The organism is Bacterioplanoides sp., from assembly GCF_965226395.1.
Lineage (GTDB): Bacteria > Pseudomonadota > Gammaproteobacteria > Pseudomonadales > Oceanobacteraceae > Bacterioplanoides.
The window spans coordinates 3,202,222-3,228,914 of sequence record NZ_OZ245358.1; the positions used below are offsets into that span (position 1 = coordinate 3,202,222).

Genomic DNA, 26,693 nt, shown 5'->3' on the forward strand with positions numbered 1-26,693 from the left:
AACAGTATGATTGCTTCAGAATTACTATTTAGCGCCTCAATAGGAACGCTAAATTGTCAGTGATGCCTGTTTGTACTGGTCAGCGACGAAAATCTGTAGCAGAATCAAGATCTTGTTAGTTATATCAATGGGAATAACGGGGTGATCCTTCCCCGATAAAACGGACACCGAAATCTAATTAAGATTGAGGTGTCCAATGCCAAAGTACAACAACCCTAGAAAGACCTGGCAATATTCCAACGAGTTTAAAGTAAAAGCCGTTCAGTTGAGTTTGATCTCAGGTATTCAGGTTCAAGAAGTAGCTAATACGCTCGACATTCACCCGTTCATGCTGTCACGATGGCGGAAAGAATATCGTGAAGGAAAGATCGTGACAGACAAACGTAAAAAGCTGACAGATGCAGCAAGCCAGCAAGAAAAAGAGTTGTCGAAAGTGAAAAAGCTTGAAGCCGAGAATAAAAAGTTGAAGCAGGAGCTTGATCTGTTAAAAAAGTGGCAACGGTTTCTTGCGGAGGAACATCAGCAAGATATCGATTCATCAAGAAGTTCGGGAAAGAGCTAGGCATTAAACGAACCTGCGAATGGCTTGGTGTATCAAGGAGTGGCTATTACGACTGGTTAAATCGTAAGCCCTCTACGCGAGATCGAAGAGATGATCAGCTTAAAGGCTTAATCAGAAAAATATGGAATCAAAGCGAAGGCCGATATGGAAGCCCACGCATCTGGAAAGCACTGTATAAACAGGGCATCAGTGTTAGCAAGAAGCGTATAGCTCGGCTTGTGAGCAATATGGGCCTCATTGCCAGAGTCACAAGGGTAACGTACCGAGCACCAGGTATGAGACGTTTTCTGGCTTCTGGAGGAAACCTCCGGCCAGATGGTGAAGTTCCTGAGCGAAAAAATAAAGTGTGGGTTGCTGACGTAACGTATCTCAAGGTTAAAAATAAGTGGCATTACTTGTCTGTGATTATGGACCTCTACTCACGAAGAATCATTGGTTGGAGCCTTGATACGAAAAGGACAACCGCCGTCACTCGAAGAACGCTGATCAATGCGATACGTAAGCGAAAACCATCAGATTCACTGATACTGCATACTGATCGTGGTGTTGAATATAGAGGTGCAGAGTATCAAAAAGAGCTGAGACGGCATGGTATTGAACATAGCCTAAGTAGGCCTGGGAAATGTACAGACAACGCACATATGGAGTCATTTTTTCATTCATTGAAAGCCGAGTTGATACGCAAGACAGAATTTAAAACGACAGAAGAGTTGAAGTATTCTTTAGCTCGTTATATTAATGACTTTTACAACAGAAAACGGCTGCATTCGGGTATCAATTACTGTTCACCAATGGAATATGAACGAATAGCAGCATGAAAAGTAATGTGTCCGTTTTATCGGGGCAAGATCAGGGTCTCGTTATTAGGTATAACAGGCGTGTGCGCTTTTAAAGGAAGGTAGTTATATCAAATGGAAGTTTCGGTAAAGAATTCAGTCAGTTATGAGAATGTCCGAAGTTTGGGCATTCCATGCAAACGCGCATGCTCACAATTAAAATGTTAGCGCCCCCAAATACTCAAATCCTACCCCACCTATTAGTTATTTAAGGCATTATTGTGTTTGAGCACATAAAAAAACGAATTACAAAGAATTTAATTGATGAGATTAACTGTCTAGATGCGGTAGCTCTAGAGCTGATAGGTCATAATCTGATTTCAATACAAGAAAGCAGAAAGATGATACATCATGGGGTCAACAAAGACTATAAGCCTAGTGGGTACACAGTTGATAGCTTTTCGGAAGATTCAACAGTTGTTGGGGAATACAGCACAGAAAAAAGTTATTTCAATTACCAAGGAACTAAAGATAAACCAGTCTATGAGAAAATAGATAAAGATGTTTATCACGCGATATCTCATAAAAGCCCTGACGGGCCTGAAATAATATATTTAATTTGTAGCCAGGAAGAGCCCCCATCATTTCGAGCAATATTTAATAAAACTGAAGTTGCAAATAAATATGCAAGCAGAATTAAGATACTTGACTCCAGAGAAATTGCAAAAACTATTTATGAGCAGTCGATTCAAAACCCATCAAGTGCAGATTTCTACAAAGCATTTTTCCCCGGGTTTTCACAAGATTTAGACAACTATGAATATTATGGAAAAGTGCCAGCCAGATGTGACAATCACATCCGTGCCGAAGATATACTCGAATTAATAGCAAGACACTTCGAAAACAATAAGAATATTTGTGTTATTCACGGGGTAAGTGGCTCTGGAAAAACCCAGCTGGCAATCGACTTCATCCATCATGCAGGTAAGAGCTTTGACAACTATATATGGATTTCTGGTGATGATTGGGTGATTGGAAACCCTTTAAGCTCAATTCAACGCTCCCGTGGGGGAGTACCAATAAACATTTCCGGTTTGTTTAATACTTCAAAAACCATTCTAGTCATTGACAATATCAACTCAACGATAAAAGAAGAATCTTTTAAAGAACTCTCACAAGGTTTCGACAAAGGAGGTGTAGTATTAATAACTTCGCAAAAATCATCACCTAATTCCGACATATATTTCCCCGTACCCAGATACTCAAGTTCACTTGCTTTAAAAATCCTAGGGTTACCAGAGAAGAAAGCAAGTAACAAATGCCTTCAGTTTATTAATGCATGTAGTTTTTCGCCACTCATTCTTTCCATGACCCGTACACTGAGCAATATGGAAGGTGTAGAAAAAGAAGATATTTATGATGAAGTTCTAAATGACCCTGAAGTCCTGAAGAATGATGATGGCATTTCTGTCATGCAAAAGATTCTCGGCAAGCTGGGTTCTAGAGAGCATGATGCATTAAAAGAAATTGCATCATTTGGCTGCAATGCCCACGACATAAACTTTCTACGCTATGCAATAGGAATTATTCCCTGTAACAACCTTCAACACTTGTCTATTTTAATGCCTGCAAACACCACAGGTATTCTGAGAATTCATGATTTAGTATCTATTGCAGTAAGAGAAGAAATTAGAACTTCTGAAACAGCCAGCAAAGTTAATGATTATATTGATAAATACAAAGGTGAAATGACTCCAAGTATTTTAAGAGAAATACACCTGTCTTACCCTGTAATATTGCAAGAACATACAAAGAGAGATAAGAATACAGTAGATTGGCTTACATATGCACTACTGCAAATTAATAATCAACATAAACAGGAGATTCATGAATTACTACATAATAGGGAAATAGATGTCAACTCTCCTTTGCCATTGATCATGTGCATTATTGATGCGAAAGAAGCGCACTCATATACAATTGAGAGTCATCATGAACGGAAGGCATATTATAGAAACTGTGTAGAAGCATATGATAGAGCTGAAGGTGAAACAACTGATTCAGACATCAAGGCTGAATTCCTTCATCATAAAGCGAAAGCTCTTAGGAGATCAGGAAATCATGATGATGCATTATCATGTTGCCTTCAGCTGATTGAGTTGAAGCCGGACTGGCATGCTACATACGCCCAAATAGCACACCTTGGTATACAGTATGGTGTTCCTGATTCTGTTAAAGAACATGGTGAAAAAGCAATGGTCCATCTTATAGAAGAAATTCTACATGGGTCATCTAAAATTCCTCTACGTGTTTCTCTTTCAATAATTTCAAAGCTAAGGTCTTACAAAGATCTAATTCAAAAACTAAGTAATAGTCCTGATAAAATAAGGTCATTATCAGATGTGATAGCTTTATCAGCGCTGGAAGGGCTTGATCAGTTTTACGAGGCCTTCGTATCCTTCACATCTATATTCGGGTATCAACACAGTGATATTTGTGTAAATTTAGTTCAAACGTTCCCAGAGATGTTATCTACACCACCAGAGCAAGTTGAAAGGAAACAGTGGGTAAGTGCATGTGAAGCATTAACAAACACTGCAATTGCAGCCGGAAGAATGAATAAAATTGAGATGTCAACGCAACTATCCAACTCTAGTGTTATGTTCGCAGATGAGATAAGTAAAAAAGAAACACTCACATCTTTTGCTGCACGAGCAGTTGCTAAATCTTTTATAATTGCGTGTAACTATACAGATGCATTAAAGGCCATTGACAAAGTTCCCGAAGATAAAGTTGATCACTGGTTACTGTATAGAAAAGCTGAGGCCCTGCTTGGAAATAATGATAATGAAGATGCATTAGAGGTAGCAAAAGAAAGCCTAAATAAAGCTGAAAATGACAAATATGCCCAAACTAGGCTGTCTATCTACCATGAACTGATCAGTAAATGCCATGAAGCATTAGGGTGTATCAAATATGCTTTAGATGAGAGTCAAATCGCTCTTGAAAAATGTCAAGACAGTAAATACCAATCTGATTTATTGGAACGAGTAGAATTCCTTGCTAATGCGCTAACAAGTGGTTCCAAGTGACGCCTACGGCGCACCTGAACCAAGCGTTAAATGCCAAGGAAAATTATGACTCCAGAGCAATTTATCGAGAATGTAAGCAAAGAAATAGATAGTTTGGTGGCTTTGTATGCTCAGGGTTCTTCTGGGCAAACAGAAGTAGGCACTAAATTAGATTCTTTTGGTTTACCTCAAGAAACTAAAGAGCAAGTCGTTGGGTTAATTCATCAAGCAATTAATGAATCAACTTACAATTTAATCTGCGGCCTAGAAGGCTCGGCTTCTTTAGCTGGCACACAAGAAATCTACACAATATCCGATGAGCAAGGTAATGAGTTGTCGGGTAACTTAGACGGTTTGTTCTATGAGTAAGCCATTGAATAAAGCATTTAACAAGCGACTGTGATTCAACCCTGATCTTGCCCCGATAAAACAGACGCAAAAATCTAATTTAGGCTGAGATTACCAATGGTAAAGTACAGGATGACCAATAAACACTTAGATGAAATTTGTAGCTAAAACACCATTCACCATCGCCACCCTGATTCTGGCGATCTGCAGCATCGCTGGATTTTTCAGCAGCGCTGGCCATATTCCAGAGCTGCTGTCTCATTTCCGCTTACAATACCTTGTAGGAGCACTGCTCTGTCTAACGATATTTGCTTTACAAAAAGACACTTTCAGAAGCCTGGCCGCAGGCCTGCTAGTGGTTATTAATGGTTACACCATTGCGCCTTTGTATTTTTCAGGAATCCCATCAACTTCCTATGAAATATCAGAAAACAGAGTCCACAAAATACTGCTAAGCAACGTTCATTCTTCTAATAATGAACATCAGCGGTTGATTAACCTGATTCAACAAGAATCCCCGGATGTTCTGGTGTTACTGGAAATTACCGATGCCTGGCTTGAGTCATTACAAACCATCCAATCGGCATACCCGTTTAAAAAAGCCATCGCCCGCAGCGATAACTTTGGCATTGCTGTATTCAGTAAGCTGCCATTCGATAGGGCAGATGTTCGTTATTGGGGAATCAGTGGTTTTCCTAGCCTGGCTTTGCAATACCAGTTGGCAGGGACAAAGACAGGTGTGGCGAAAGGGGAGGGCATTACCCTGCTGGCGACCCATCCGTTGCCGCCCATCACAAAAGATATGCTGCAACAGCGTGATACCCAGCTGTTGCAGGCGGCTGCCGAAGCAGCACAACCAGCCGGACCAGTGATTATGCTGGGTGACTTTAATATCACGCCCTGGTCGTCAGCGTTTAAGCAGAGTGCCGAGCTCGCCGGGCTAAGCAATTGCCGCAATGGCTTTGGCATTCTGCCAACCTGGCCCGCATCATTAACATCACCGCTGCTGATGATTCCAATTGATCACTGCTTAGTGAGTAACCACTTTCAGGTTGTGAATATACGTACCGGAGCGAACATTGGCTCTGATCACTTGCCGCTTATTATTGAGTTAAGGCACCTCTGAATTATTCAGAGATGCCTTAAAGAAGAACGAATCACTTTTCTTCGCGCGCCAAACTCATCAAACAGAACGCCAGTAATAATGTCGCCACAACCCCGGAAGCTCCGGCAACCGGAGAAGGCAGGAAGCCATCACGGCCAAAGGTAATTAAGATGGCATTAGCGACCAACGCAAGCGCACCCAGTAATGCCGTCAGGCCACCCAGCGCTTTATTTCCGTCTTTCATACTGTTCATACCAAAGACCACTGCAGCCATGCCCAGCAACAATTTAGCGGCGTAATAAATCACGAAAGATAACGCAACGATGGCACGAGCAAGGGGTTGTAACGTCTCCGTTTGAGCAGCTGCTTCGCGGAAAGGTATAAACAAGGTCAAACCGATACTAACCTGAACCACGTTTAAGACAGCGCTGGCGGCAATAGCGGCCCAGCCCAGTTGAAACCGTTTGGCCTGTACCATAGCCGCCGTTGCGAAGGCACTCAGAATAGTGAACAACAGGGTTTCAAGTCCCCAGAAAAACTGCTTGGGCGGGTTCATTTCTGCAACGTACATGACGGTATAACCAACCTGAGTGATCACTGCCAGCAGTAACAGCAGTGCGGTAATTTTTATCGTGCGCGCGGGATTGAATTCCATGGGGATACCTCGTTGTTTTTGGCTTGTATTGGCTGTTTTGTTTTGGTGTTGCACATAAGTCCGGATGACCTCAAGTGACACAACTTATGCCAATAAGTTCATTATTTTTAAATTGGTATTATTAAAATTAATATTTGCACATTAATGGTGCTTCTGATTTTTAAGAGCACAGAAGTTGTGCCTATGGCATTCGGTTATGCTGCAAAATTTCGCCCGAGAGTGTTGCTTGTGCTCAAAAATAAAGCGGGCGTGGGCCGCAATGGTGCTGGTGTTGCTCGAAAATTGCCCTTTGCTTCTGCCAAAGGTGACAAAATTGGTATGTATTCTGCTAAACGGCTGTTTATCTGCTGCCAAAGATAGCAATTTCAATTGGCTTGCCCACAAACAGGGCGTTCGGGTTGAGGTTGCTGAATACACCAAATGAACCATCAGAGTTCAGGGTGTTGGCTCGAAACAACATAACAATCAAAGAGGAACTCAAGTGGAAAATCTTGACGTAACCAGTATTAACAGCGCAGTCGAAACACTGATGCAAAGTGCGAACACCATGTTCATCCTGTTAGGTGCCATTATGGTACTGGCCATGCACGCCGGTTTTGCCTTTCTGGAAGTGGGTACTGTACGCCATAAAAACCAGGTGAATGCGCTGGTTAAAATTATTACTGACTTTGGTGTTTCAACACTGGCGTATTTCTTTATCGGTTATCAGATTGCTTACGGCATGGACTTTTTTGCCAGTGCCACGCAACTGACCGAAAACAATGGCTATGAGCTGGTTAAGTTTTTCTTCCTGTTAACCTTTGCTGCAGCGATTCCGGCGATTGTCTCCGGGGGTATTGCTGAGCGTGCCAAGTTCTATCCGATTCTGATTGCGTCGGCTTTAACCGTTGCGTTTGTTTATCCGTTCTTCGAAGGCATTATCTGGAATGGTAACTACGGCCTCCAGAGCTGGTTAGAAGAAACCTTTGGAGCTCAGTTCCATGATTTTGCCGGTTCTGTTGTGGTTCACGGTGTGGGTGGCTGGATTGCATTTGCTGCGGTTGCTCTGCTGGGCTCTCGTCGTGGCCGTTACCGTGATGGCCGTGTTGTGGCCTTTGCACCATCGAATATTCCTTTCCTGGCATTAGGCGCCTGGATTCTGACCGTCGGTTGGTTCGGCTTTAATGTGATGTCTGCACAAACACTGGACGGCATCTCGGGTCTGGTGGCTGTAAACAGCCTGATGGCCATGGTGGGTGGTATCATTGTGGCGATGATTGTCGGTAAAAATGACCCGGGCTTTATTCATAATGGCCCGCTGGCTGGTCTGGTAGCGGTGTGTGCCGGTTCTGACTTATTACATCCGATTGGTGCACTGGTTATTGGTGGTGTTGCGGGTGGCTTGTTCGTTTATATCTTCACTCTGGCGCAAAACAAATTCCCGAAATTTGATGATGTACTGGGTGTATGGCCGCTGCACGGCCTGTGTGGCGCCTGGGGTGGTATCGCGGCCGGTATCTTTGGCACAGAAGCCATGGGCGGCCTGGGCGGCGTGACCTTTATGTCACAGCTGGTGGGTACGCTGGCGGGTATCGTTGTGGCGACCGTTGGTGGCTTTATTGTGTATGGTATCGTGAAAGCCGTATCCGGCATCCGTCTGGATGAAGAGCAGGAATTCAACGGTGCTGACCTGTCGATCCATAAAATTGGTGCAACCAGCGATGCTGAGTAAGCCACTAGGCTGACTTTAAGCTGAGTATTTATCAATGCCCCGCCAGTTATGCTGGCGGGGCATTTTTATGCCTCTTATTCCTGCCGCTATATCTACTCCTTCCTTATATATGTCGAGCAGCAGGCTCTGGCCGTTAGCAACCTGTTGTAGCAATATGACGGAGCAGTCACTTTTATGGAGGATCGAATGTGGCTTTTATGAAACGGTTTGTACTGCTGGCGGTGTGTTTATTCGCGGCGATCGGCTGTTATACCTTCGGTATCCCTAAAGGAGGCATTGCCTTTCTATTGCTGGGTTTAGTCTTTGAAGGGCTGTTCTGGTTTGGTTTATTGGGGAATCGTAGCGATAAAAAAAACCGGATAAGATCCGTCTTATCCGGTTTTTCCTGAGTAGGGTGCTGTTTAATTCAGGGAAAGGATTTACTGAAAACGTTCTTCCAGCTCTTTCAGGTGCATCAGAATACGGTCGTTATAACTTACCACCAGAAACAGAACGGTGTTTTCGTTGTAGTTTTTCACCGAGTTCGACATAAACCGCCATTTGCTGTTGATGTTCTGCAAAATATTATCAGCCCCTTTATTGGCTAACGTCTGTTGTAATTCATCCAGACCCAGCTGAAACTCGTCTGCCATTTGTTCTAATGAGCGCTCGGAATTGCCCATAAAAACCTGCCCCAGGTTCGTGGTGGCACGGGCTGTGTACTGTGAGGTAATTTCTTCCATTAACAGCGCCAGATTACGTGATTGTTCAACAGCGGCTGGTGGTTTGATGCCACTGGACTCCTGTACCTGTTCGTAGGTGTCGGTCAGCTGTTTCACAATTTGCTGGCCGGAACGATCCATATCATCAACCAGTAGCACTTCCGGGAAGCCATTGCTGACCATATCTTTGCGGTTGGTATCCAGTAATGCTGAAAAACGCTGCCATTCGCTGTTAATTGACGCCATATTGCCCGTCACGTTGTTGGCTTCAGCCAGCTCATTGGCGTTTTTCATGGAAGCTTCAAACTTCTCAATCGCCTGCTGCATTTTGCGATTGTATTTTGCGTCGGCATCGAGCCCGGTAAACATATAGAAATTTGTAACAATGTTAGTGCTGATAAGGCGCATTTGCTGGAGTTCAGTTAATAGCTGCTGTGGCGTGGCACAGGCCGTATTGGCCAGTAGCAGGAGCGCTAGAATCTGAATAAATCGGGTCATCATGATATTCATCACCGTTATTTTTTTTGTTTTTTGAACGACTGAACAGGGCCGAGTGTATGTGAAAGGCGTTTTTAGCCCTATAGCTGGTTACAAAAGGTTACAAAAAGGTGTCTTAGGCAATAGTCTGATTAAATGAATGCCTGAGGTTGAAGTAGTGGGAATTTCAAATGGTTGTGCAAATAATGATCAGCTTGCGGGCATTTCGTGTTCATGTATTGACTTTCGATTGGCTTTGGCCGAAGGTGTGCGGCACGGATTCAAACGCTCGTATGAATTGGTTGTTTAATGCTCAGCGAACAATCAGGGCGTTGGTTCACTCACAAGCAAAATGCTGATTATGATTAAACAAATCAGCTCAAGCTAACCCAAGTGGAGATCAGTTGATGATTTACGAAGGTAAAGCCATCACGGTAAATATGATCGAAGGCGGTATCGCCGAATTAAAATTCGATCTGCAAGGTGACTCAGTTAACAAATTTAACCGTGTTACTTTGGAAGACCTGAAGGCCGCAGTTGAAGCGATTCAAGGCAACGGTGACGTTAAAGGTGTACTGGTAAGTTCTGGTAAAGACGTCTTTATCGTTGGTGCCGACATCACCGAATTCGGCGATGCATTCAAAAACAGCGAAGAAGAAATTGCAGCATGGGTTTCTGAAGCAAACGTTATCTTTAACGCGTTTGAAGACCTGCCTGTTCCGACTCTGGTTGCGATCAACGGTATCGCTCTGGGTGGCGGCTTCGAGATGTGTCTGTCTGCTGACCTGCGTGTTATGTCTGACAAAGCCAAAGTTGGCCTGCCAGAAGTAAAACTGGGCCTGATGCCTGGTTTCGGTGGTACGGTTCGTCTGCCACGCGTTATTGGTGCTGATAATGCGATCGAATGGATCTGCATGGGTGCTGAGAACAAGGCTGAGAAAGCATTACAAGACGGCGCAGTTGACGCCGTTGTTGCGGCTGACAAGCTGCAGGAACAAGCGATTGCTATGCTGCAATCTGCGATTGCCGGTGACATCAACTGGGAAGCGCGTCGCGAAGAGAAAAAATCTAAGCTGAAACTGAACACCATGGAACAAATGATGGTATTCGAAACAGCTAAAGGTTTTGTTGCTGGTCAGACCAAAGGTCAATACCCAGCGCCGATCTTAGCGATCAAAACCATGCAAAAAGCGGCTACTGCTGACCGTGAAAAAGCACTGGTTCTGGAATCTAAAGGTTTTGCTACTCTGGCAAAAACCACTGAATCTCAAGCACTGATTGGTCTGTTCCTGAACGACCAGCTGCTGAAGAAAAAAGCCAAAGCCTACGAAAAAACAGCTAAGCCAACTAATAAGGCTGCTGTACTGGGCGCTGGTATCATGGGTGGTGGTGTTGCTTACCAGTCTGCTGTTAAAGGCACGCCAATCATGATGAAAGATATCGCCGAAGCTGGTATCGAGCTGGGCCTGAACGAAGCGAACAAGCTGCTGGCCAAGCGTGTTGAGCGTAAGAAGATGAAGCCGCTGGCAATGGGTGAAACCCTGAACCGCATTCGTCCAACGCTGTCTTATGCTGAATTTGGTGATGTTGACACTGTGGTTGAAGCAGTTGTTGAGAATCCAAAAGTTAAGAAAATGGTTCTGGCTGAGCTGGAAGACAACGTTAGCGAAGACACTATCGTTACTTCTAACACCTCTACCATCTCCATCGACCTGCTGGCTGAAGACCTGAAGCGTCCAGAAAACTTCCTGGGTATGCACTTCTTCAACCCAGTACACATGATGCCTCTGGTTGAAGTAATCCGTGGTAAGAAAACGTCTGAAGAAGCCGTTGCTACCGTGGTTGCTTACGCTAAGAAAATGGGTAAAACCCCAATCGTTGTAAACGACTGCCCGGGCTTCCTGGTTAACCGTGTACTGTTCCCTTACTTCGGTGGTTTTGCTGGCCTGTTACGTGACGGTGCTGACTTCCAGGCTGTTGATAAGGTAATGGAGAAGTTCGGTTTCCCAATGGGTCCTGCGTACCTGATGGACGTTGTCGGTATCGATACTGGCGTTCACGCTAACGAAGTGATGGCGGAAGGCTTCCCGGATCGTATGAAGGCTGACTTCAAATCCGGTATGGATGTGATGTTCGAAAACGAACGTTACGGCCAGAAGAACGGCAAAGGTTTCTACAAGTATGAAACCGATAAGAAAGGCAAGCCGAAGAAAGTTGTCGACGAAGTGGCTTACGAACTGCTGAAGCCAGTCGTTGCTGAGCGTAAAGAATTCGACGCAGAAGAAATCATCGCACGCTGCATGATTCCAATGTGTATCGAAGTGGCTCGTTGTATCGAAGAAGGCATCGTTGATACACCAAACGAAGCAGACATGGGTCTGATCTTCGGCATCGGTTTCCCTCCATTCCGTGGTGGTGCATGTCGTTACATGGACACTGTGGGCATGGCTGAATTTGTTGCTCTGTGTGACAAGTTCGCTGACCTGGGCAACCTGTACAAACCAACCGATCGCATGCGTGAAATGGCTGCGAACGGCGAAAGCTACTTCGGTTAATCGAGCGCATTAGGAGAATTTAACTATGTCTAACACGCCAAATCCAATCGGGCCAAGAGACGTTGTTGTTGTTGACGCAGTGCGCTCACCAATGGGTCGTTCTAAAGGTGGTGTATTCCGCAACGTACGTGCAGAAACCATCTCTACTAACCTGATCAACGCACTGTTCGAGCGTACTGGTGTTAATCCAGCGCTGGTTGAAGACGTGATCTGGGGTTGTGTAAACCAGACTCTGGAACAAGGTTTCAATGTTGCACGTCAGATCTCTCTGACCTCTGTTGTGCCAAAAGAAGCCGGTGCACAAACCGTTAACCGTCTGTGTGGTTCAGCCATGTCTGCAATCCACACTGCGGCTCAGGCGATTCAAACCGGCAACGGCGATGTATTCGTTGTAGGTGGTGTTGAGCACATGGGTCACGTTAACATGCAGCACGGTTTCGACCACAACCCAGAAGCGTCTAAGCACTCTGCTAAAGCGTCTAACATGATGGGTCTGACTGCTGAGATGCTGGGCAAAATGCACGGTATTTCCCGTCAGCAACAGGATGAGTTCGCTGCGCGTTCTCACCGTCGTGCTCACGCTGCGACTCTGAACGGTGACTTCAAAAACGAAATCGTTCCAATGTACGGTCACGATGCCGATGGCAAAGAAGTTCTGGTAACTGAAGACGAAACCATTCGTCCGGAAACCACTGCAGAAAGCCTGGGTAACCTGCGTCCGGCATTCGATCCTAAGAACGGTACCGTAACTGCGGGTACTTCTTCTCAGATCACTGACGGTGCGTCTGCCATGCTGCTGATGAGCTACGAAAAAGCTCAGGAACTGGGTCTGAAGCCACGTGCTCGTATCCTGGGTATGGCGGTTGCCGGTGTTGATGCAGCAATCATGGGTTACGGCCCGGTTCCTGCGACCAAGAAAGCACTGAAGCGTGCTGGCCTGGAAACTACCGACATCGACTACTGGGAACTGAACGAAGCATTCGCTGCTCAGTCTCTGCCATGTGTTAAAGATCTGAAGCTGAATGACATCGCTGAAGATCGTATTAACATCCACGGTGGTGCAATTGCACTGGGTCACCCACTGGGTTGTTCCGGTGCTCGTATCTCGACGACTCTGATCAACGTATTAGAGCAGAAAGATGCGAAATACGGTGTATCCACCATGTGTATTGGTCTGGGTCAGGGCATCGCGACCGTTTGGGAGCGCATGTAATCTGATTTAGATTAATGCAGAAAAAACCCGGCTTTAGCCGGGTTTTTTGGTTTATACGCAACAGAAAATTGAATGATGTAGGAGCTGGTAACGTGTTTACCAAAGGCGAAGATCTGGCCAATCTGAAAAGCAACAGTCAATTGTTATTCCAGCCAGAGGATGACAGTTTCATCCTGTACCAAAAGGGCAGTCTGCGCTGGCTCAGTTTTGGCGATCGTGCGGTGCAGGCGGTCATCGATATGGATCACCCGGATATTCCTTATTTGCCAACAGTTCGCTTGATGCTGCTGGCGCGCTATTTTGCCCGCTATCAGGAGAAAGCTGAGCGCTTTCGGGTGTTGAACCTCGGTATGGGAGGTGCTTCTGTTGAGCGCTTTTTTGCGCGTCTGATGCCGAATGTCAGATTACATGCGGTGGAAGTGAATCCTGCTCTGATCACCGCGATGCAGGAATTCTTTATTGTCCCAGCAGAGACAGGCGATAGTGGCCTGACCATCTTTGCGATGGAGGCGGAGCGTTTTCTGAAGCAGCAACTCGATAATGCGGGTGCAGATTACAACATGATTGTGGTTGATCATCTGACCAAGAGTGAGCCCGCGGATGTGTTAAGCCATTGTGAATACGCTGCGTCACTGCTGGCTGCTGACGGTTGTCTGGCCATCAACCTGATCCCCGACAGCGACGAGCAATTGCGTGATCATTTACTGGCGATTCGCCAATACTTTCCTTGTGTGCGTATCGCTGGTTTGCCAGGCTATCGCAATGTGGTGGTGTTTGCTCGTTTGCAGCCGTTTGAGACTGTGCAGGTGAGCTGTGAGACGCAGGGGGGATTATTCAACCCGAAGGAAGAACACACCTGGCTGGAGAGTTTGCTGGTTTTACCGGATAAAGTTGCCAGATAAACAGCTACCTGATAAAGCTGCCAGATAAACAGCTGTCAGATAAACCGGGCATGACACCGTTTCCGTGTGTCTCTGGATAAATATGTCTGTAGTGGAAAGGGAGTATTGCTCACGGTATAAAAATAATCGACTTGTCTCAGATCAATGTCTTAATTAGTATCCGTTGACATCAGTGCATCAACCTTTGGGTTGGCTTGACAGAATAAAGATAAAAACCGCAGTTTTACTGCCCAGGATAAACACATGCCAGACAATCAAGGCACGGCGCTCTCGTCAGGAGAGGTTGTGCGTAATGATGATCGGCCTTACGACAGTAAGCTGTATCGCAATTACGTTTTATTATTGTTAACCATCACCTATGCCTTTAACTTTATTGATCGGCAAATCATGGTGATTTTGCAAGAGTCGATTAAACAGGATCTGGGCCTGAGTGATTCTCAGCTGGGCCTGTTAACCGGCATCGCCTTCGCTGCTTTTTACGTCATTATGGGGATTCCAGTTGCCCGCCTGGCGGACCGCTGGGTACGCCGCAGCATCATGAGTATTGCTACGGGCACCTGGAGTCTGATGACCGTGCTGTGTGGCATGGCGCAAAACTTTCCGCAGTTATTATTAGCCCGTATTGGTGTTGGTGTGGGTGAATCCGGTTGCAGTCCCCCAGCGCACTCGATTATTTCGGATATCTACCCACCAGAAAAACGCGCCACGGCGTTGTCGATTTATTCGGTTGGCCTGAATATTGGTATTTTATTCGGCTTCTTATTAGGTGGCTGGATTAACGAATATTATGGCTGGCGCATGGCCTTTATTATTGTGGGTGTGCCGGGCATTCTGATTGCCCTGTTGCTGCAGTTCACCATTCGTGAGCCGGTACGTGGCGCTACGGATGCCATCAAAAGCAGTGGTGAAATGCCGTCCTTTATGGCGTCGATGAAAATGATGATGGGCAAAAAAGCCTTCCGTCATGTGGCGATTGGCGCTTCCTGCTTTACCCTGATTGGTTATGGCGGTGCGATCTGGTTTGCGCCTTATATGCTGCGTAATTTTGAAATCCAGACCGGTGAACTCGGTACCTGGCTGGCGTTAGGCAGTGGTATTCTGGGTGGCTTAGGAACACTGGTGGGTGGTTATCTGGCGGATAAAAAAGGCCGTCAGGATCGTCGCTGGTACACCTGGGTGCCAACCGCTGCGGTGGTGATCACCTTACCTTTCCTGTACTTCACCTACACGCTGGATTCCATGTATCTGGTACTGAGCCTGTTTATGGTTCCAGCAACCATGGCGACAGTATTTATGGGCCCGAGCATTGCGATGGTACAGGGAATGGTTGAAGCCAGAATGCGCGCCTTAGCATCGGCTGTGTTGTTCTTTACCACCAATATTATTGGTTTAGGATTAGGGCCATTCCTGATTGGTATTGGTAGTGACATGCTGAGCGATGATTTTGGTACCCGCTCGGTTGGCTATTCGGTATTGATCGTATCCTTTGTCGCTGCGGCCGTGGGTATCTGGCAGTTTACCAGCGCCAGTCGCCATATTAATGAAGATATGCAGGCGTCACACACGAGCTGATTTCATATCGGCCAGCATCTATGCTTGTTACTCCTCTTACGTGGCTGACATGGTTTTTTCATGTCAGCCACGTTTGTTTTATGTGTGTCTACTTTAGGCTCACTTCACAGTCTGGTTTAAGTCCGTCTGCTGCCAGTGTTCAAAGCTGTTATTGATACTCTCGCCCTGATTCAGACGCTGCTGCTGTTGCTGGTAGGTGTCACTGGCCTGCGGGGTACAGGCGCTGTCCATAAATCCCACTTCATCCATTTTGATGGCCTGAGCAAAGTCCAGACTGCGACCGCGATTAATATTTCGTTTGATATAACTGAGTGACAGTGGGCTGCGTAAACAGAGCTGCTGTGCCAACTGATAACACTCCTGCTCCAGCACATCTTCGTCACAGGCTTTATAAATGAGTCCGAGTTGTTCGGCGTCGTCGGCTTTTAAACGGGTTCCCAGCATGGATAATTCCATCGCTTTGGCGGTACCAGTTAAACGTGCCAGATGATGCATACCGCCGGAGCCGGGAATCAGACCAATCAGCGATTCAATTTGCCCTAAATGGTAGTCTCCACGAGCCATTAAGCGGAAGTCACAGGCTAATGCCAACTCCATTCCATACCCCTGAGTGTTTCCTGCCAGCATAGCAATCACCGGTTTTTGGCTCTGTCGCAGCCGTAATAAAAACCGATTCACCCGGGCGTAGGTAATGGTGCCTTGCAGTAAGGTATTGTTTGTGAGCTTGTCTAATAGGCGCTGAGTGCTGGCCCAGTGATCGAGATGAATCAGCTGACGCGACAGTGCCATCGACAGCCGCAATGTTGCTGGAAACCATCGTTTCAGCCAGGGCTTGAGTTTCATCGGCAGTTCCAGCACCTGATTAATTTCATCCAGTGAGTAGTGCGTAATAAAATAGCCGGGTTGCTGGTTTTTAAGAACGATAACCCGCACCTGAGGGTCGTTTTCTGCTGTGATAAAAGCCTGTTGAATCTGCTCCAGTAATTCAACAGTCATGTATTGATAGTCGGGGTTACTGAAACAAAGGGTGGCAATATGCTGCTCAATCGTCAGGGTTACCTGGCAACTCATAATCAGGCCTCGGGTGGGAATGGATAATAATTATTGGGCCTTATTAAAACACATAAAAAAAGCGCCCGGATAAAATCCGGGCGCTTTCGATAAGCTGTTATTCTGGTGGGGCAATAATAAAACGGCTTATTCTTCTTCGACCGTTTGGCTGCATTCTTCTTCGGATAATAAGCCTGCCATGTCTTTCAGCAGATCCAGATCTTGCAGAATAATTTCTTTGCCCTGAGTTTCGATCAGTCCGTTTTTCTGGAAGCGGGTAAATACCCGGCTGATGGTTTCAACCGCCAGCCCCAGATGATTACTGATATCGACCCGAGACATTGGCAGGCGGAAATGTGTTGCAGAAAAACCACGACGGGCATAACGAGTGGAAATATCAATCAGGAAGGAAGCAACGCGTTCTTCCGCATTTTTCTTACTCAGCAACAGCATCATGTTCTGATCATGGCGAATTTCGGTGCCCATGGTGCGCATCAGCTGTTTGCGCAGATCGGGCAATTCATCGGCCAGCTCATCCAGCTGGGTCAGTGGAATCTCACAAACGGTGGTGGTTTCCAGTGCTTTAGCGGATAACGGGTAGTATTCGTTGTTATAGCCAGCCAGACCAACCAGCTCACTGGCCAGATGGAAACCGGTGATTTGTTCTTCGCCGTTAGAAGCCAGGGTGTAGGTCTTTAATGCGCCGGTACGTACCGCAAATACCGACTGAAATGCTTCCCCTTGCTGAAATAACAGCTGGCCTTTCTGGATCGGGCGACCACGACGGATAATATCGTCGAGGCGCTCCATATCGGTATCATTTAATGACAAAGGCAGGCACAGGGCATTCAGCGAACAGGTCTGACAATGGGGTTGAGTGCCACGCAATGGGGCTGATACAGCAGATGGTTTCATAATAAAGCCTGCAACGAAAATCCCGGGACGGGACTGTTATAAACAACTGGGCATATGTTCCTAGTGATAGGCTTATCTGTCAAGAACAGGAAGCCAAATAGAAACCAGTGTCCAGAGTCCAAAAACTATCAGCGATAGTCCAGCAAGCTGTCGGGTTAAGGTGTGATTCAGAATACGGCTGAGACTGGCAGCCGCCAGTCCGCCAGCAAATAACGCCGGCAGAGTGCCTAAGCCAAAAGTGGCCATGGTCAGAGCGCCAAGTAATGGATCACCATTGGCAGCCACCCAGCTCAGAGTGCTGTAGATCAGGCCGCAGGGCAGCCAGCCCCATAACATGCCCAATGCAACCCGGGAACGCAGTGATGATTGCGCCATCAGTTTTCCGGCAGAGGGTTGCAGGTGTTTCCACAGGGCTTGTCCTAGTTGTTCGATGCGGGTCAGCCAGCTGGCCCAACGCGCCACGTATAAGCCCATCAGAATCAGCATTACGCCCGCTAATGAACGCAACGACAGCATCAATCCATCGTGTAATTGCTGCAACCAGAGACCGAGAAAACCAACCATCATGCCAGCAATGGCATACGACAATATGCGCCCGCTGTTAAAGGCCAGTAGGGTAGCTACCTTGTTATGGGTTTGATGGGCGGCGGCACCGCTGGCGGCGGCGATGCCACCACACATCACTAAGCAGTGGCTGGCACCAAATAAACCCAGCAGTAAGGCGGTTAACAGCGATAGGGGTTCATTCATTGCCGGTATCAGATTTGATCAGAGGAGTCGTGTTTTTTCGGCAGATCATCATCGTCGTCGAACAGAATTTTATGAGCCGGAGAATCCATATCGTCAAACTGTCCGTTTTTAACCGCCCAGAAAAAAATGCCAATGGCAACGGCCAGCAGTACCAGTGACAGAGGTACCAGAACGTAAATAATATCCACGATTTACTTCTCCCGGATGAGGCGGCCAATGCGTGTCAGGCGCAGAGCATTGGTAACAACAATCAATGAACTTAATGACATGCCAATCGCGGCGGCCCAGGGGGGAACTAATCCGGCGGCGGCAATGGGTAATGCAATCAGATTATACCCCAGCGCCCAGCCAATGTTCTGACGAATATTACGACGGGTAGCAACAGCACCATCAAGAGCCGCGAGAATCACTTCTAAGCGGCCATTGGTCAGCACGGTATCGGCATTGGTTTTCGCCAGATCGGTGGCCTCGTTAACGGCCAGAGAAATATCCGCCCCAGCCAGAACCGGTACATCGTTGATGCCGTCACCGGCCATCAGAATGCGCTCGCCTTGTTGTTGCCAGTGGCTGACCTGTTGCAGTTTTTCTGCCGGTGAAACGCCAGTGCGCAACTCGTCAATGTCCAGCTCGCTGGCAACCCGTTCGCCGGAACCGCTGGGGTCGCCAGTTAATAATGCCGTTTTAATACCACGCTGACGCAATCCGGCTAGCAGTCGATAGGCCGATTTGCGTAATGAGTCATTCACCTGAATCCAGCCCAGCGGCTGATGCTCATCTGCCAGCAATAACCACTGACCTTCGCTGTCTTCTGGTTGCTGCAGTGCCTGGTGTGAGGCAAAAGCCGATTGATTTGAGACAAAAGCCGAGTGCCCCAGTTTATAACGCTGGCCGGCAATGGTGCCCTGAATACCTTGTGCCGGAATCTGCTCGATATCGGTGGCGCTGTTCGCCGGTTCAATATGTTGAAAAGCACGGGCAATCGGATGAGTCGAATGCTGCTCCAGTGCGGCAGCCAGCTCCAGTACGCGTTGCTCTGTTTGCTGGTTAAGAGGAATCACCTGTTCAATCGACAGTTTTCCCTGAGTTAAAGTGCCGGTTTTATCAAACACCACCCGGTCAACCTGAGTCAGGGTTTCTAATACATGGCCTTTACTGATAAGCAGCCCGGCTTCGCGTAATGCTGCGGTGGCCGCCGTCAGTGCCGTCGGTGTTGCCAGAGACAGGGCGCATGGACAAGTGACCACCAGTACCGATAAGGCAATAAAAAACGCATGCTCATCACCTTGCCAGGCCCAGAAACCAAACACACTGCCGGAGATCAGCAATACGGCGGCGACAAAATGGCTGGCGACTTTGTCGGCCAGCAACGCAACACGCGGTTTTTCCTGTTGAGCGCGATCCATCAGGCGCATGATGGTGGATAGCTGGGCTTCGGCACCGGTGGCGGTTACTTTCATTTGCATCGGGTTTTCGACATTAAAAGTGCCGCCAATCAGAGAATCACCAACCGATTTGTTGATTGGCATATACTCACCGGTCAGTGCGGCTTCATCTACCGAGCTCTGACCATCAACCACAAGGCCGTCAGCTGGGATAGCGTGGCCAGGCTTCAGACGCAGAATATCGCCTACCTGAATCTCTTCGCTGCTGATTACTTCGTCGTCTTGTCCCGGCACTACCTTTAACGCCACATTCGGCAATAACGTCATCAGGTTGTTACCGGCTTTGCCCATGCGGTGGCGGGCGCGCATTTCCAGAAAACGGCCGAGCAACAGGAAGAAGGTAAACATACAAACGGAATCAAAATACACTTCCGGCCCCTGATTAAAGGTACTCCAGATACTGGAGGTAAAGGCCAGAATAATCGCCAGTGAGACTGGCACGTCCATGGTTAAATGGCGGGTTTTTAGATCCCTGATAGTCGCCATAAAAAATGGCTTGGCACTGAACAGCACCACCGGCAGGGTTAACACCATGGCGGCAAAGCGCATAAAAATTTCGTACTGAGTGGCCATGCCAACGTACAGCGGCACCGAAATCATCATGACCTGCATCATGCCGATACCGGCAACCGCCAGACGGCGAATGGCTTGTTTGCTTTCTTTGCTGCGCTGCGCTTCCTGCTCGGTAGCGGAAAACGGCGAAGCACGATAGCCGAGGCGATAAATGGCTTCGACGATGCTGGAGAGCGGAATTTCATCAAAGCGCCAGCGAATCACCAGACGATGATTCGACATATTTAACACCGCATTTTCAATACCACTGAGCTGATTGACTCTATGTTCAATCAGCCAGGCACAGGCGGCGCAGCTGATGCCATCAATAATCAGGGTGGCTTCGGCGTAATGACCGCTCTGTCCCTGATCATTTTTACTCAAGTGTGCAACAAAGCCTTTTTGTAAGGCGGCTGAGTCGTAGAGCTTCAGGGTGTCGCGGGCGGTGAGATCGGTGTCGTCGCTGTTGGCCGGGCTAAGCTCCGGCAGTTCGGTGCGATGTTTGTAATAGTCTTTCAGGCCGCTGGCAATAATGGTTTCTGCCACGGCTTTACAGCCCGGACAACACATGGGTTGTTGCTGGCCATCGATTTCGGTGGCCCAACGGCTTCCTTCATCGGTTAACTCGCCGCAATGGAAGCAGGGCGTGTTGGGACCAAAGACTAGCCCCTGATGAGGGCTGGAAGCTGCATCGGGTAAAACAGAATGTGTTTCAGCGCTTGTCATCGCTCACTCACTGACAAAGGAAAGATTATTGCGCTTTCAGGACAATCACTTCGCCTGCTTCAATCAGCGGATAGGCGCGGATACGCCAGCCTTGTTCCGGGCTATCGACCCAGATACGGCGACGGCTCGGCAATTCGATATCGTTAACCCCGGCATAAGTACCATCCGCCAGTTGTTGCAGCAGTAGCGTCACATCGCGGTCTTCCAAAGTCGGATGTACCAGTTGTACCTGCAGGGTGTTTGGGTATTCGTCCAGCAAGCCTTCCAGTGACAGGCGCATTTCATCCGCGGTAAATGTCGCGGTGGCGGTGATTTTATGAGAGCGGGCCTTGTCGTCCCAAGACTGATTCTCGGTATAACTGACGCCATCTTTGTAATAGCTGTCGCTCACCAGAGAGTCTTTGGTTTTCAGCGCGGTTGTCAGCATGATGCTGCCCCAGATCACGGCCAGAATCGGAATGCCGATCACAATCAGCATCAGTGGTTCCTGGTAAAACCGGGTTACTTTTTCTTGATTCTCGGGCTTCATAATGCTCTCAGTTTGAACCGGGATAAAAAAACCGCCCAAGTTTAACGACTTGGACGGTTTTGCTCTAGCGATTTGCGTTTATTTACTGACGCGGCGCAATGAAGCGGCTTTCTTCGCGGGCTACTTCTTCACCGCTTGATTGTTGAGTCACTACAAACTCAATCACGGTTTTGCTGTTTGCCAGTGGGTGTTCAGCCGGATCAAGCTCCAGAGTCAGGGCGATTTCTTCCAGATCATTCACCGCTAACTGGTACTCAGATGGCGCGCTGCTGACTGCACCTTCCAGACCTTCAACTTTCAGAGTGTAGGTTTGTGGCGACTGAGACATGTTGATCAGCTTCAGATAGTACGAGTTTTTCACCGTATCGTTGGCGGTGACGGTGTACAGCGCTCCACGGCTGCGTTCGATATCCAGTTCAAACGGTGTGCGGGTGGCAATGGAGTAAATCAGTCCGCCAATCATCAGCACCAGAATACCGGCGTAACCAATTAAACGAGGGCGGAAGAAATGGGTTTTCTTACCTTCCAGCTCATTTTCAGTGGTGTAGCGAATCAGACCTTTTGGCATGTCCAGTTTCTCCATCACGGAGTCACAGGCGTCGATACATAATGCGCAGCCAATGCACTGATACTGCAGGCCATCACGAATGTCGATGCCGGTAGGGCACACCTGAACACACAGCGAGCAATCAACACAGTCGCCGGGCTTTTCATTTCTGGCTTCCATCGCTGCCAGCTTTTTCTTACTGCGGTGCATGCGGGGTTCACCGCGGTTGGTATCGTAAGAAACCGCCAGTGTATCGGGGTCGTACATCACCGATTGGAAGCGGGCATACGGGCACATGTAGATACACACCTGCTCACGCATCCAGCCAGCATTGATATAGGTAGCGGCGGTAAAAAACAGAATCCAGAACACGCCCCAGCTGTTGACGTTAAAGGCCAGCATGTCGGGCATCAGCTCACGAATCGGGGTGAAATAGCCAACAAACGTGACACCCGTCCAGAACGCAACGATAAGCCAGGCAATGTGCTTGATGGCTTTTTTGCGGAACTTGGTGGCCGACATCTTTTCTTTATCGAGTTTGATGCGCTGGTTACGAGTGCCTTCTGAGCGCTCTTCGATCCACATAAAAATAAACGACCAGGCCGATTGTGGGCAGGTATAACCACACCAGATCCGCCCGGCCATATTGGTAATGGTAAACAGGCCATAAGCACAGATAATCAGAATGCCGGCCAGCAGCGGGAAATCCTGTGGCCAGAAGGTCATGCCAAAAATATGAAACTGACGGGTCGGGAGGTCGAAGAAGACTGCTTGCCGATCTCCCCAGTTAAGCCAGGCGGTACCAAAATACGCCAGCATCAGCGCCCAGAGAGAGTAGGTACGAATTTTCTGAAATAAACCTTCAACTTCACGAACGTAAATCTTCTTACGCTTTTCATACATGGATTGAGGCTGTTTGGCAGAAGATTGTTGGGCGGGAGGTGGGGTAACGTCCTTAACCGGAATATTACTCATAACAGCAAATCACCTTGGGTTGGGTCTCTTGGTTGCATGTATCCGGCCGGAAAGGTCAGGGACTCTTTCAGGTCAGTTGCAGCACTTCTCATCATCCTTTCAGATCTGTAGTCAGGTTTAGACTATCTTCGTCTGAATTATCAAATTTCCCTATTGGGTTTTGGTTAAAAACCACGTTCCTTATATAACGCGTTGATTATATAGATTTTGGAATAAGCTTATAACGAAAAAAGCGGCACGAGGCCGCTTTTTTCAGTATTTATTGTCTTAGCTCAACCTCTGACAGAATCGTGGCTGAGCTCATGACAACTTACTTCTGAGACAGAGAGTAGATGTAAGCCGATACGATATGGATCTTCTGATCCGTACTGGTATCCCAAATTTCTCCGAATGCCGGCATCTTACCGTTACGACCATTCTTCAGCGTGAAAGCAATGTCTTTGGTAGAGCCGCCGTACAGCCATACTTCATCGGTCAGGTTAGGCGCGCCAACCAGCTGGTTGCCTTTGCCGTCAACACCGTGACAAGCCATACACAGTTGCTGGTACTTAGGAGCGGCACGTTCAGCAGACGCTGCATCGTGCTTCAGGCCAGACAGAGAACGTACGTATTCTGTCATGTCGGCAACACCTTCTTCACCCAGAACACCGCCCCAAGCTGGCATTGCACCCTGACGACCATGAGTAATGGTCTGTACGATGTTTTCAGGCTGGCCGCCGTATAACCAATCGTTGTCGGTCAGGTTCGGGAAGCCTTTGGTGCCTGCTGCATCCGTCTGGTGACAGATAGAGCAGTTGCTCATAAACAGACGCTTACCGGTTTCCATCGCTTCTTTATCTTTCGCCAGCTCGGGAATCGGCATTGCGGCGTACTTGTTAAACAGAGGCTCAATGTCTTTCTCGAACTCCTGAACTTCTGCTTTCCATTGGTTAGCAGAAGACCAGCTTACCTGTTCACCATCAACTTCAACGGTCAGGAAACCATTCCAGTTACCCAGGCCGTAAACAAACATATAGCCAATCGCAAATACGATAGTGGACCAGAACATCATTACCCACCAACGTGGTAATGGGTTATCCAGTTCCTGAATGCCATCGTATTCATGGCCAGTGGTTTGATCAGTTTCTTCTTTACGTTGGCCTTTACTGGTGTACTGAATCAGTACACCACAACCAATGATGGATCCAACGACAATCACCGCGACCCATACTTGCCAGAAAGTCTCTAACATAATTTATTTACTCCGATCGTTATCGTCGTGCAGCGGCATTCCATCATCATTGTTATGAAATGGAATGTGAGCATCATCATCAAACCGTTTCTTGCGGCTGGAGCCGTAGGCCCACCACAAGATTCCGCTAAAAGCTATCAGGGCGAATACAGAGCCCAAACCGCGCACGTCGTTAATATCCATGGGTTTCCCGTCGTTTATCGCTTAGTTACCACAGTGCCCAGTTGTTGCAGGTAAGCAACCAGAGCTTCGATTTCAGTGACGCCATCAGCCGCCGCTTTAGCACCTTCGATGTCTTCATCTGTGTAAGGAACACCTACACGACGCAGAGCAATCATCTTCTTCGGTGTATCACGACCGTCGATTTTGTTTTCGAATAACCATGGGTACGAAGGCATGATGGACTCAGGTACAACATCACGTGGGTTGTACATGTGAGCACGGTGCCATTCGTCAGAGTAACGACCGCCTAAACGAGCCAGATCCGGACCAGTACGCTTAGAACCCCACAGGAATGGGTGCTCATACACGTGCTCGCCAGCAACAGAGTACGGGCCATAACGCTCGGTTTCTGCACGGAAAGGACGAACCATTTGAGTGTGACATACGTGACAGCCTTCACGGATGTAGATGTCACGGCCTTCCAGCTGCACTGCATTCAGTGGCTTCAGACCTTCAACTGGCTTGTTGGTGTCTTCATGGAAGATCAGAGGAACAATTTCAGCCATACCACCCCAGCTCAAAGCGATCACAATCATGATCACCATTAAGGGTAAGCTGCGTTCAATATCATCATGCTTAATCATTGTCTTGTTACTCCTTAAGCCTGAGCTGGTGCCGCGTTAGCCGCTTCTTTCTTGGCATCGCGTACAGTCATGTAGACGTTGTAAGCCATTACCACCATGCCCAGCAGGAAGATACCGCCACCGATGGTACGAACCACATAACCGGCATGAGAGGCTTCAACAGACTCAACGAAGCTGTAAGTCAGGGTGCCGTCAGCATTTACTGCACGCCACATCAGACCTTGCAAAATACCGTTAACCCACAGTGCTGCGATGTACAGAACGGTACCAATGGTCGACATCCAGAAGTGAACGTTGATCAGTGAGGTTGAGTACATTTCACCAGCTTTACGGCCAAACATGATTGGGATCAGGTGGTACAGAGCACCAATAGAAACCATAGCAACCCAGCCCAGAGCACCGGAGTGTACGTGACCAATGGTCCAGTCAGTGTTGTGTGACAGTGCGTTTACGGTCTTGATCGACATCATCGGGCCTTCGAAGGTAGACATACCGTAGAAAGACAGAGACACAACGAGGAAACGCAGAATTGGGTCGTTACGCAGTTTGTGCCATGCACCAGACAGCGTCATCATACCGTTGATCATGCCACCCCAGGATGGAGCTAACAGGATCAGAGACATAATCATACCAGCCGTTTGTGCCCAGTCTGGCAGAGCAGAGTAGTGCAGGTGGTGACCACCAGCCCAAACGTAGATAGAAATCAGTGCCCAGAAGTGAACGATCGACAGACGGTAAGAGTAAACCGGACGACCCGCTTGCTTAGGAACGAAGTAGTACATGATGCCCAGGAAGCCAGCAGTCAGGAAGAAACCTACCGCGTTGTGGCCCCACCACCATTGAATCATCGCATCAACAGTACCAGCCCATACAGAGTAAGACTTGGTCAGAGATACCGGGCTAGGCAGGTTGTTACCGATGTACAGGATAGCAACCATGATCATGAAGGCAGCGAAGAACCAGTTAGCAACATAAATGTGGCTTTCTTTACGGATCGCAACGGTACCCAGGAAGTTGATGGTATAAGAAACCCATACCAGTACCACCAGAATATCGATTGGCCATTCCAGTTCAGCGTATTCTTTAGCCGATGTCATACCCAGAGGCAGAGTGATGGCGGCTGCCACAATCACTGCGTTCCAACCCCAGAAGGTGAAAGACGCCAGTGTGTCTGAGAACAGACGAGTGCGACAGGTACGTTGAACAATGTAGTAGGAGGTTGCAAATAATGCAGAACCACCAAAGGCGAAAATAACCGCATTGGTATGCAACGGACGTAAACGGCCGAACGATAACCAAGGGGTATCAAAGTTTAAAGCAGGCCATGCCAGCTGAGCAGCGATTAATACACCAACTGCCATGCCAACAATGCCCCAAACTACAGTCATAATGGCAAATTGTCTTACCACCTTGTAGTTGTACTCGGGATGGTCAAATGCTGTGCTCATGATCATATTCCATTTAACAGCGAGGGTTGAGGGTTAAAAAATCGGTGCGACATTATCCGCGCAGAAACCGCTAT

The 26,693-nt window shown here is 47.7% G+C and carries 24 protein-coding genes; 11 read left to right on the forward strand and 13 right to left on the reverse strand.

Going from position 1 to position 26,693, the window contains the following annotated elements; genetic code table 11:
- Positions 1-196 precede the first annotated feature (196 nt).
- The 4 genes from ACO05E_RS14620 to ACO05E_RS14635 all read left to right on the forward strand — a co-directional run bounded on the left by ACO05E_RS14620 (position 197) and on the right by ACO05E_RS14635 (position 5,883).
- Positions 197-1,380 (forward strand): IS3 family transposase gene (locus ACO05E_RS14620; protein WP_419810231.1). Its coding sequence is split into 2 segments (ribosomal slippage): positions 197-479 and positions 479-1,380, totalling 1,185 coding nucleotides; the frame shifts between segments, so codons are not numbered across the junction.
- A 239-nt stretch (positions 1,381-1,619) separates the two neighbouring features.
- Positions 1,620-4,430, forward strand: coding sequence for a hypothetical protein (locus tag ACO05E_RS14625; protein ID WP_419810232.1), 2,811 nt, complete (start codon positions 1,620-1,622; stop codon positions 4,428-4,430).
- 45 nt (positions 4,431-4,475) lie between these two features.
- Complete coding sequence (locus tag ACO05E_RS14630; protein ID WP_419810233.1) at positions 4,476-4,778, forward strand: hypothetical protein; 303 nt, start codon at positions 4,476-4,478, stop codon at positions 4,776-4,778.
- 130 nt (positions 4,779-4,908) lie between these two features.
- A complete protein-coding gene (locus ACO05E_RS14635; protein WP_419810234.1) occupies positions 4,909-5,883 on the forward strand; it encodes an endonuclease/exonuclease/phosphatase family protein in 975 nt (324 codons plus the stop codon).
- Between the two features lie 31 nt (positions 5,884-5,914).
- On the opposite strand, the gene ACO05E_RS14640 is transcribed toward ACO05E_RS14635, so the two are convergent.
- Positions 5,915-6,517, reverse strand: a complete 603-nt coding sequence (locus ACO05E_RS14640; protein WP_419810235.1) for a hypothetical protein — start codon at positions 6,515-6,517, stop codon at positions 5,915-5,917.
- A gap of 183 nt (positions 6,518-6,700) precedes the next feature.
- On the opposite strand from ACO05E_RS14640, the gene ACO05E_RS14645 reads away from it, so the two are divergent.
- The 3 genes from ACO05E_RS14645 (at position 6,701) to ACO05E_RS14655 (ending at position 8,617) form a co-directional block, all read left to right on the forward strand.
- Positions 6,701-6,877 carry a hypothetical protein gene (locus ACO05E_RS14645; protein WP_419810236.1) on the forward strand — a complete coding sequence of 59 codons (177 nt, stop codon included), beginning with the start codon at positions 6,701-6,703 and terminating at the stop codon, positions 6,875-6,877.
- A 169-nt stretch (positions 6,878-7,046) separates the two neighbouring features.
- Entirely contained in the window at positions 7,047-8,228 is a 1,182-nt protein-coding gene (locus tag ACO05E_RS14650; protein WP_419813627.1) for an ammonium transporter, read from the forward strand.
- Positions 8,229-8,416: 188 nt separating this feature from the next.
- Positions 8,417-8,617, forward strand: coding sequence for a hypothetical protein (locus ACO05E_RS14655; RefSeq protein WP_421722748.1), 201 nt, complete (start codon positions 8,417-8,419; stop codon positions 8,615-8,617).
- Between the two features lie 30 nt (positions 8,618-8,647).
- Here the strand turns inward: ACO05E_RS14655 and ACO05E_RS14660 are convergent, their stop codons facing one another.
- Positions 8,648-9,430, reverse strand: a complete 783-nt coding sequence (locus ACO05E_RS14660) for a hypothetical protein (protein ID WP_419810238.1) — start codon at positions 9,428-9,430, stop codon at positions 8,648-8,650.
- Positions 9,431-9,813: 383 nt separating this feature from the next.
- Here ACO05E_RS14660 and fadB point away from each other — a divergent pair, with 383 nt between their 5' ends.
- From fadB to ACO05E_RS14680, 4 genes are all read left to right on the forward strand, one after another.
- Positions 9,814-11,961: a fatty acid oxidation complex subunit alpha FadB gene (fadB, locus tag ACO05E_RS14665; RefSeq protein ID WP_419810239.1), complete on the forward strand. Its 2,148-nt coding sequence runs from the start codon at positions 9,814-9,816 to the stop codon at positions 11,959-11,961.
- A gap of 25 nt (positions 11,962-11,986) precedes the next feature.
- Positions 11,987-13,174 carry an acetyl-CoA C-acyltransferase FadA gene (fadA, locus tag ACO05E_RS14670; protein ID WP_419810240.1) on the forward strand — a complete coding sequence of 396 codons (1,188 nt, stop codon included), beginning with the start codon at positions 11,987-11,989 and terminating at the stop codon, positions 13,172-13,174.
- 92 nt (positions 13,175-13,266) lie between these two features.
- Positions 13,267-14,076 carry a spermidine synthase gene (locus ACO05E_RS14675; RefSeq protein WP_419810241.1) on the forward strand — a complete coding sequence of 270 codons (810 nt, stop codon included), beginning with the start codon at positions 13,267-13,269 and terminating at the stop codon, positions 14,074-14,076.
- Positions 14,077-14,319: 243 nt separating this feature from the next.
- Positions 14,320-15,648: a spinster family MFS transporter gene (locus ACO05E_RS14680; RefSeq protein WP_419810242.1), complete on the forward strand. Its 1,329-nt coding sequence runs from the start codon at positions 14,320-14,322 to the stop codon at positions 15,646-15,648.
- Positions 15,649-15,747: 99 nt separating this feature from the next.
- Here ACO05E_RS14680 and ACO05E_RS14685 read toward each other — a convergent pair whose 3' ends face one another.
- The 11 genes from ACO05E_RS14685 to ccoN all read right to left on the reverse strand — a co-directional run bounded on the left by ACO05E_RS14685 (position 15,748) and on the right by ccoN (position 26,619).
- Complete coding sequence (locus tag ACO05E_RS14685; RefSeq protein WP_419810243.1) at positions 15,748-16,719, reverse strand: enoyl-CoA hydratase/isomerase family protein; 972 nt, start codon at positions 16,717-16,719, stop codon at positions 15,748-15,750.
- A 126-nt stretch (positions 16,720-16,845) separates the two neighbouring features.
- On the reverse strand, positions 16,846-17,613 hold the full coding sequence (gene fnr / locus ACO05E_RS14690; protein ID WP_419810244.1) for a fumarate/nitrate reduction transcriptional regulator Fnr: 768 nt from the start codon (positions 17,611-17,613) through the stop codon (positions 16,846-16,848).
- Positions 17,614-17,685: 72 nt separating this feature from the next.
- Positions 17,686-18,363, reverse strand: coding sequence for a sulfite exporter TauE/SafE family protein (locus ACO05E_RS14695; protein ID WP_419810245.1), 678 nt, complete (start codon positions 18,361-18,363; stop codon positions 17,686-17,688).
- An 8-nt stretch (positions 18,364-18,371) separates the two neighbouring features.
- The gene (gene ccoS, locus ACO05E_RS14700; RefSeq protein ID WP_419810246.1) at positions 18,372-18,551 is read right to left on the reverse strand and encodes a cbb3-type cytochrome oxidase assembly protein CcoS; all 180 of its coding nucleotides are present in this window, start codon (positions 18,549-18,551) and stop codon (positions 18,372-18,374) included.
- 3 nt (positions 18,552-18,554) lie between these two features.
- Positions 18,555-21,083 carry a heavy metal translocating P-type ATPase gene (locus ACO05E_RS14705; protein ID WP_419810247.1) on the reverse strand — a complete coding sequence of 843 codons (2,529 nt, stop codon included), beginning with the start codon at positions 21,081-21,083 and terminating at the stop codon, positions 18,555-18,557.
- A 25-nt stretch (positions 21,084-21,108) separates the two neighbouring features.
- Complete coding sequence (locus tag ACO05E_RS14710; protein ID WP_421722749.1) at positions 21,109-21,612, reverse strand: FixH family protein; 504 nt, start codon at positions 21,610-21,612, stop codon at positions 21,109-21,111.
- An 82-nt stretch (positions 21,613-21,694) separates the two neighbouring features.
- Positions 21,695-23,134 (reverse strand): cytochrome c oxidase accessory protein CcoG, encoded by a 1,440-nt coding sequence (gene ccoG / locus ACO05E_RS14715; RefSeq protein ID WP_419810249.1) that lies wholly within the window; start codon positions 23,132-23,134, stop codon positions 21,695-21,697.
- Between the two features lie 310 nt (positions 23,135-23,444).
- Positions 23,445-24,365, reverse strand: coding sequence for a cytochrome-c oxidase, cbb3-type subunit III (ccoP, locus tag ACO05E_RS14720; protein WP_419810250.1), 921 nt, complete (start codon positions 24,363-24,365; stop codon positions 23,445-23,447).
- Positions 24,366-24,368: 3 nt separating this feature from the next.
- Positions 24,369-24,548 (reverse strand): cbb3-type cytochrome oxidase subunit 3, encoded by a 180-nt coding sequence (locus tag ACO05E_RS14725; RefSeq protein ID WP_419810251.1) that lies wholly within the window; start codon positions 24,546-24,548, stop codon positions 24,369-24,371.
- 14 nt (positions 24,549-24,562) lie between these two features.
- Entirely contained in the window at positions 24,563-25,171 is a 609-nt protein-coding gene (gene ccoO, locus ACO05E_RS14730) for a cytochrome-c oxidase, cbb3-type subunit II (protein WP_419810252.1), read from the reverse strand.
- Positions 25,172-25,185: 14 nt separating this feature from the next.
- Entirely contained in the window at positions 25,186-26,619 is a 1,434-nt protein-coding gene (gene ccoN / locus ACO05E_RS14735) for a cytochrome-c oxidase, cbb3-type subunit I (protein ID WP_419810253.1), read from the reverse strand.
- Positions 26,620-26,693: the final 74 nt, after the last annotated feature.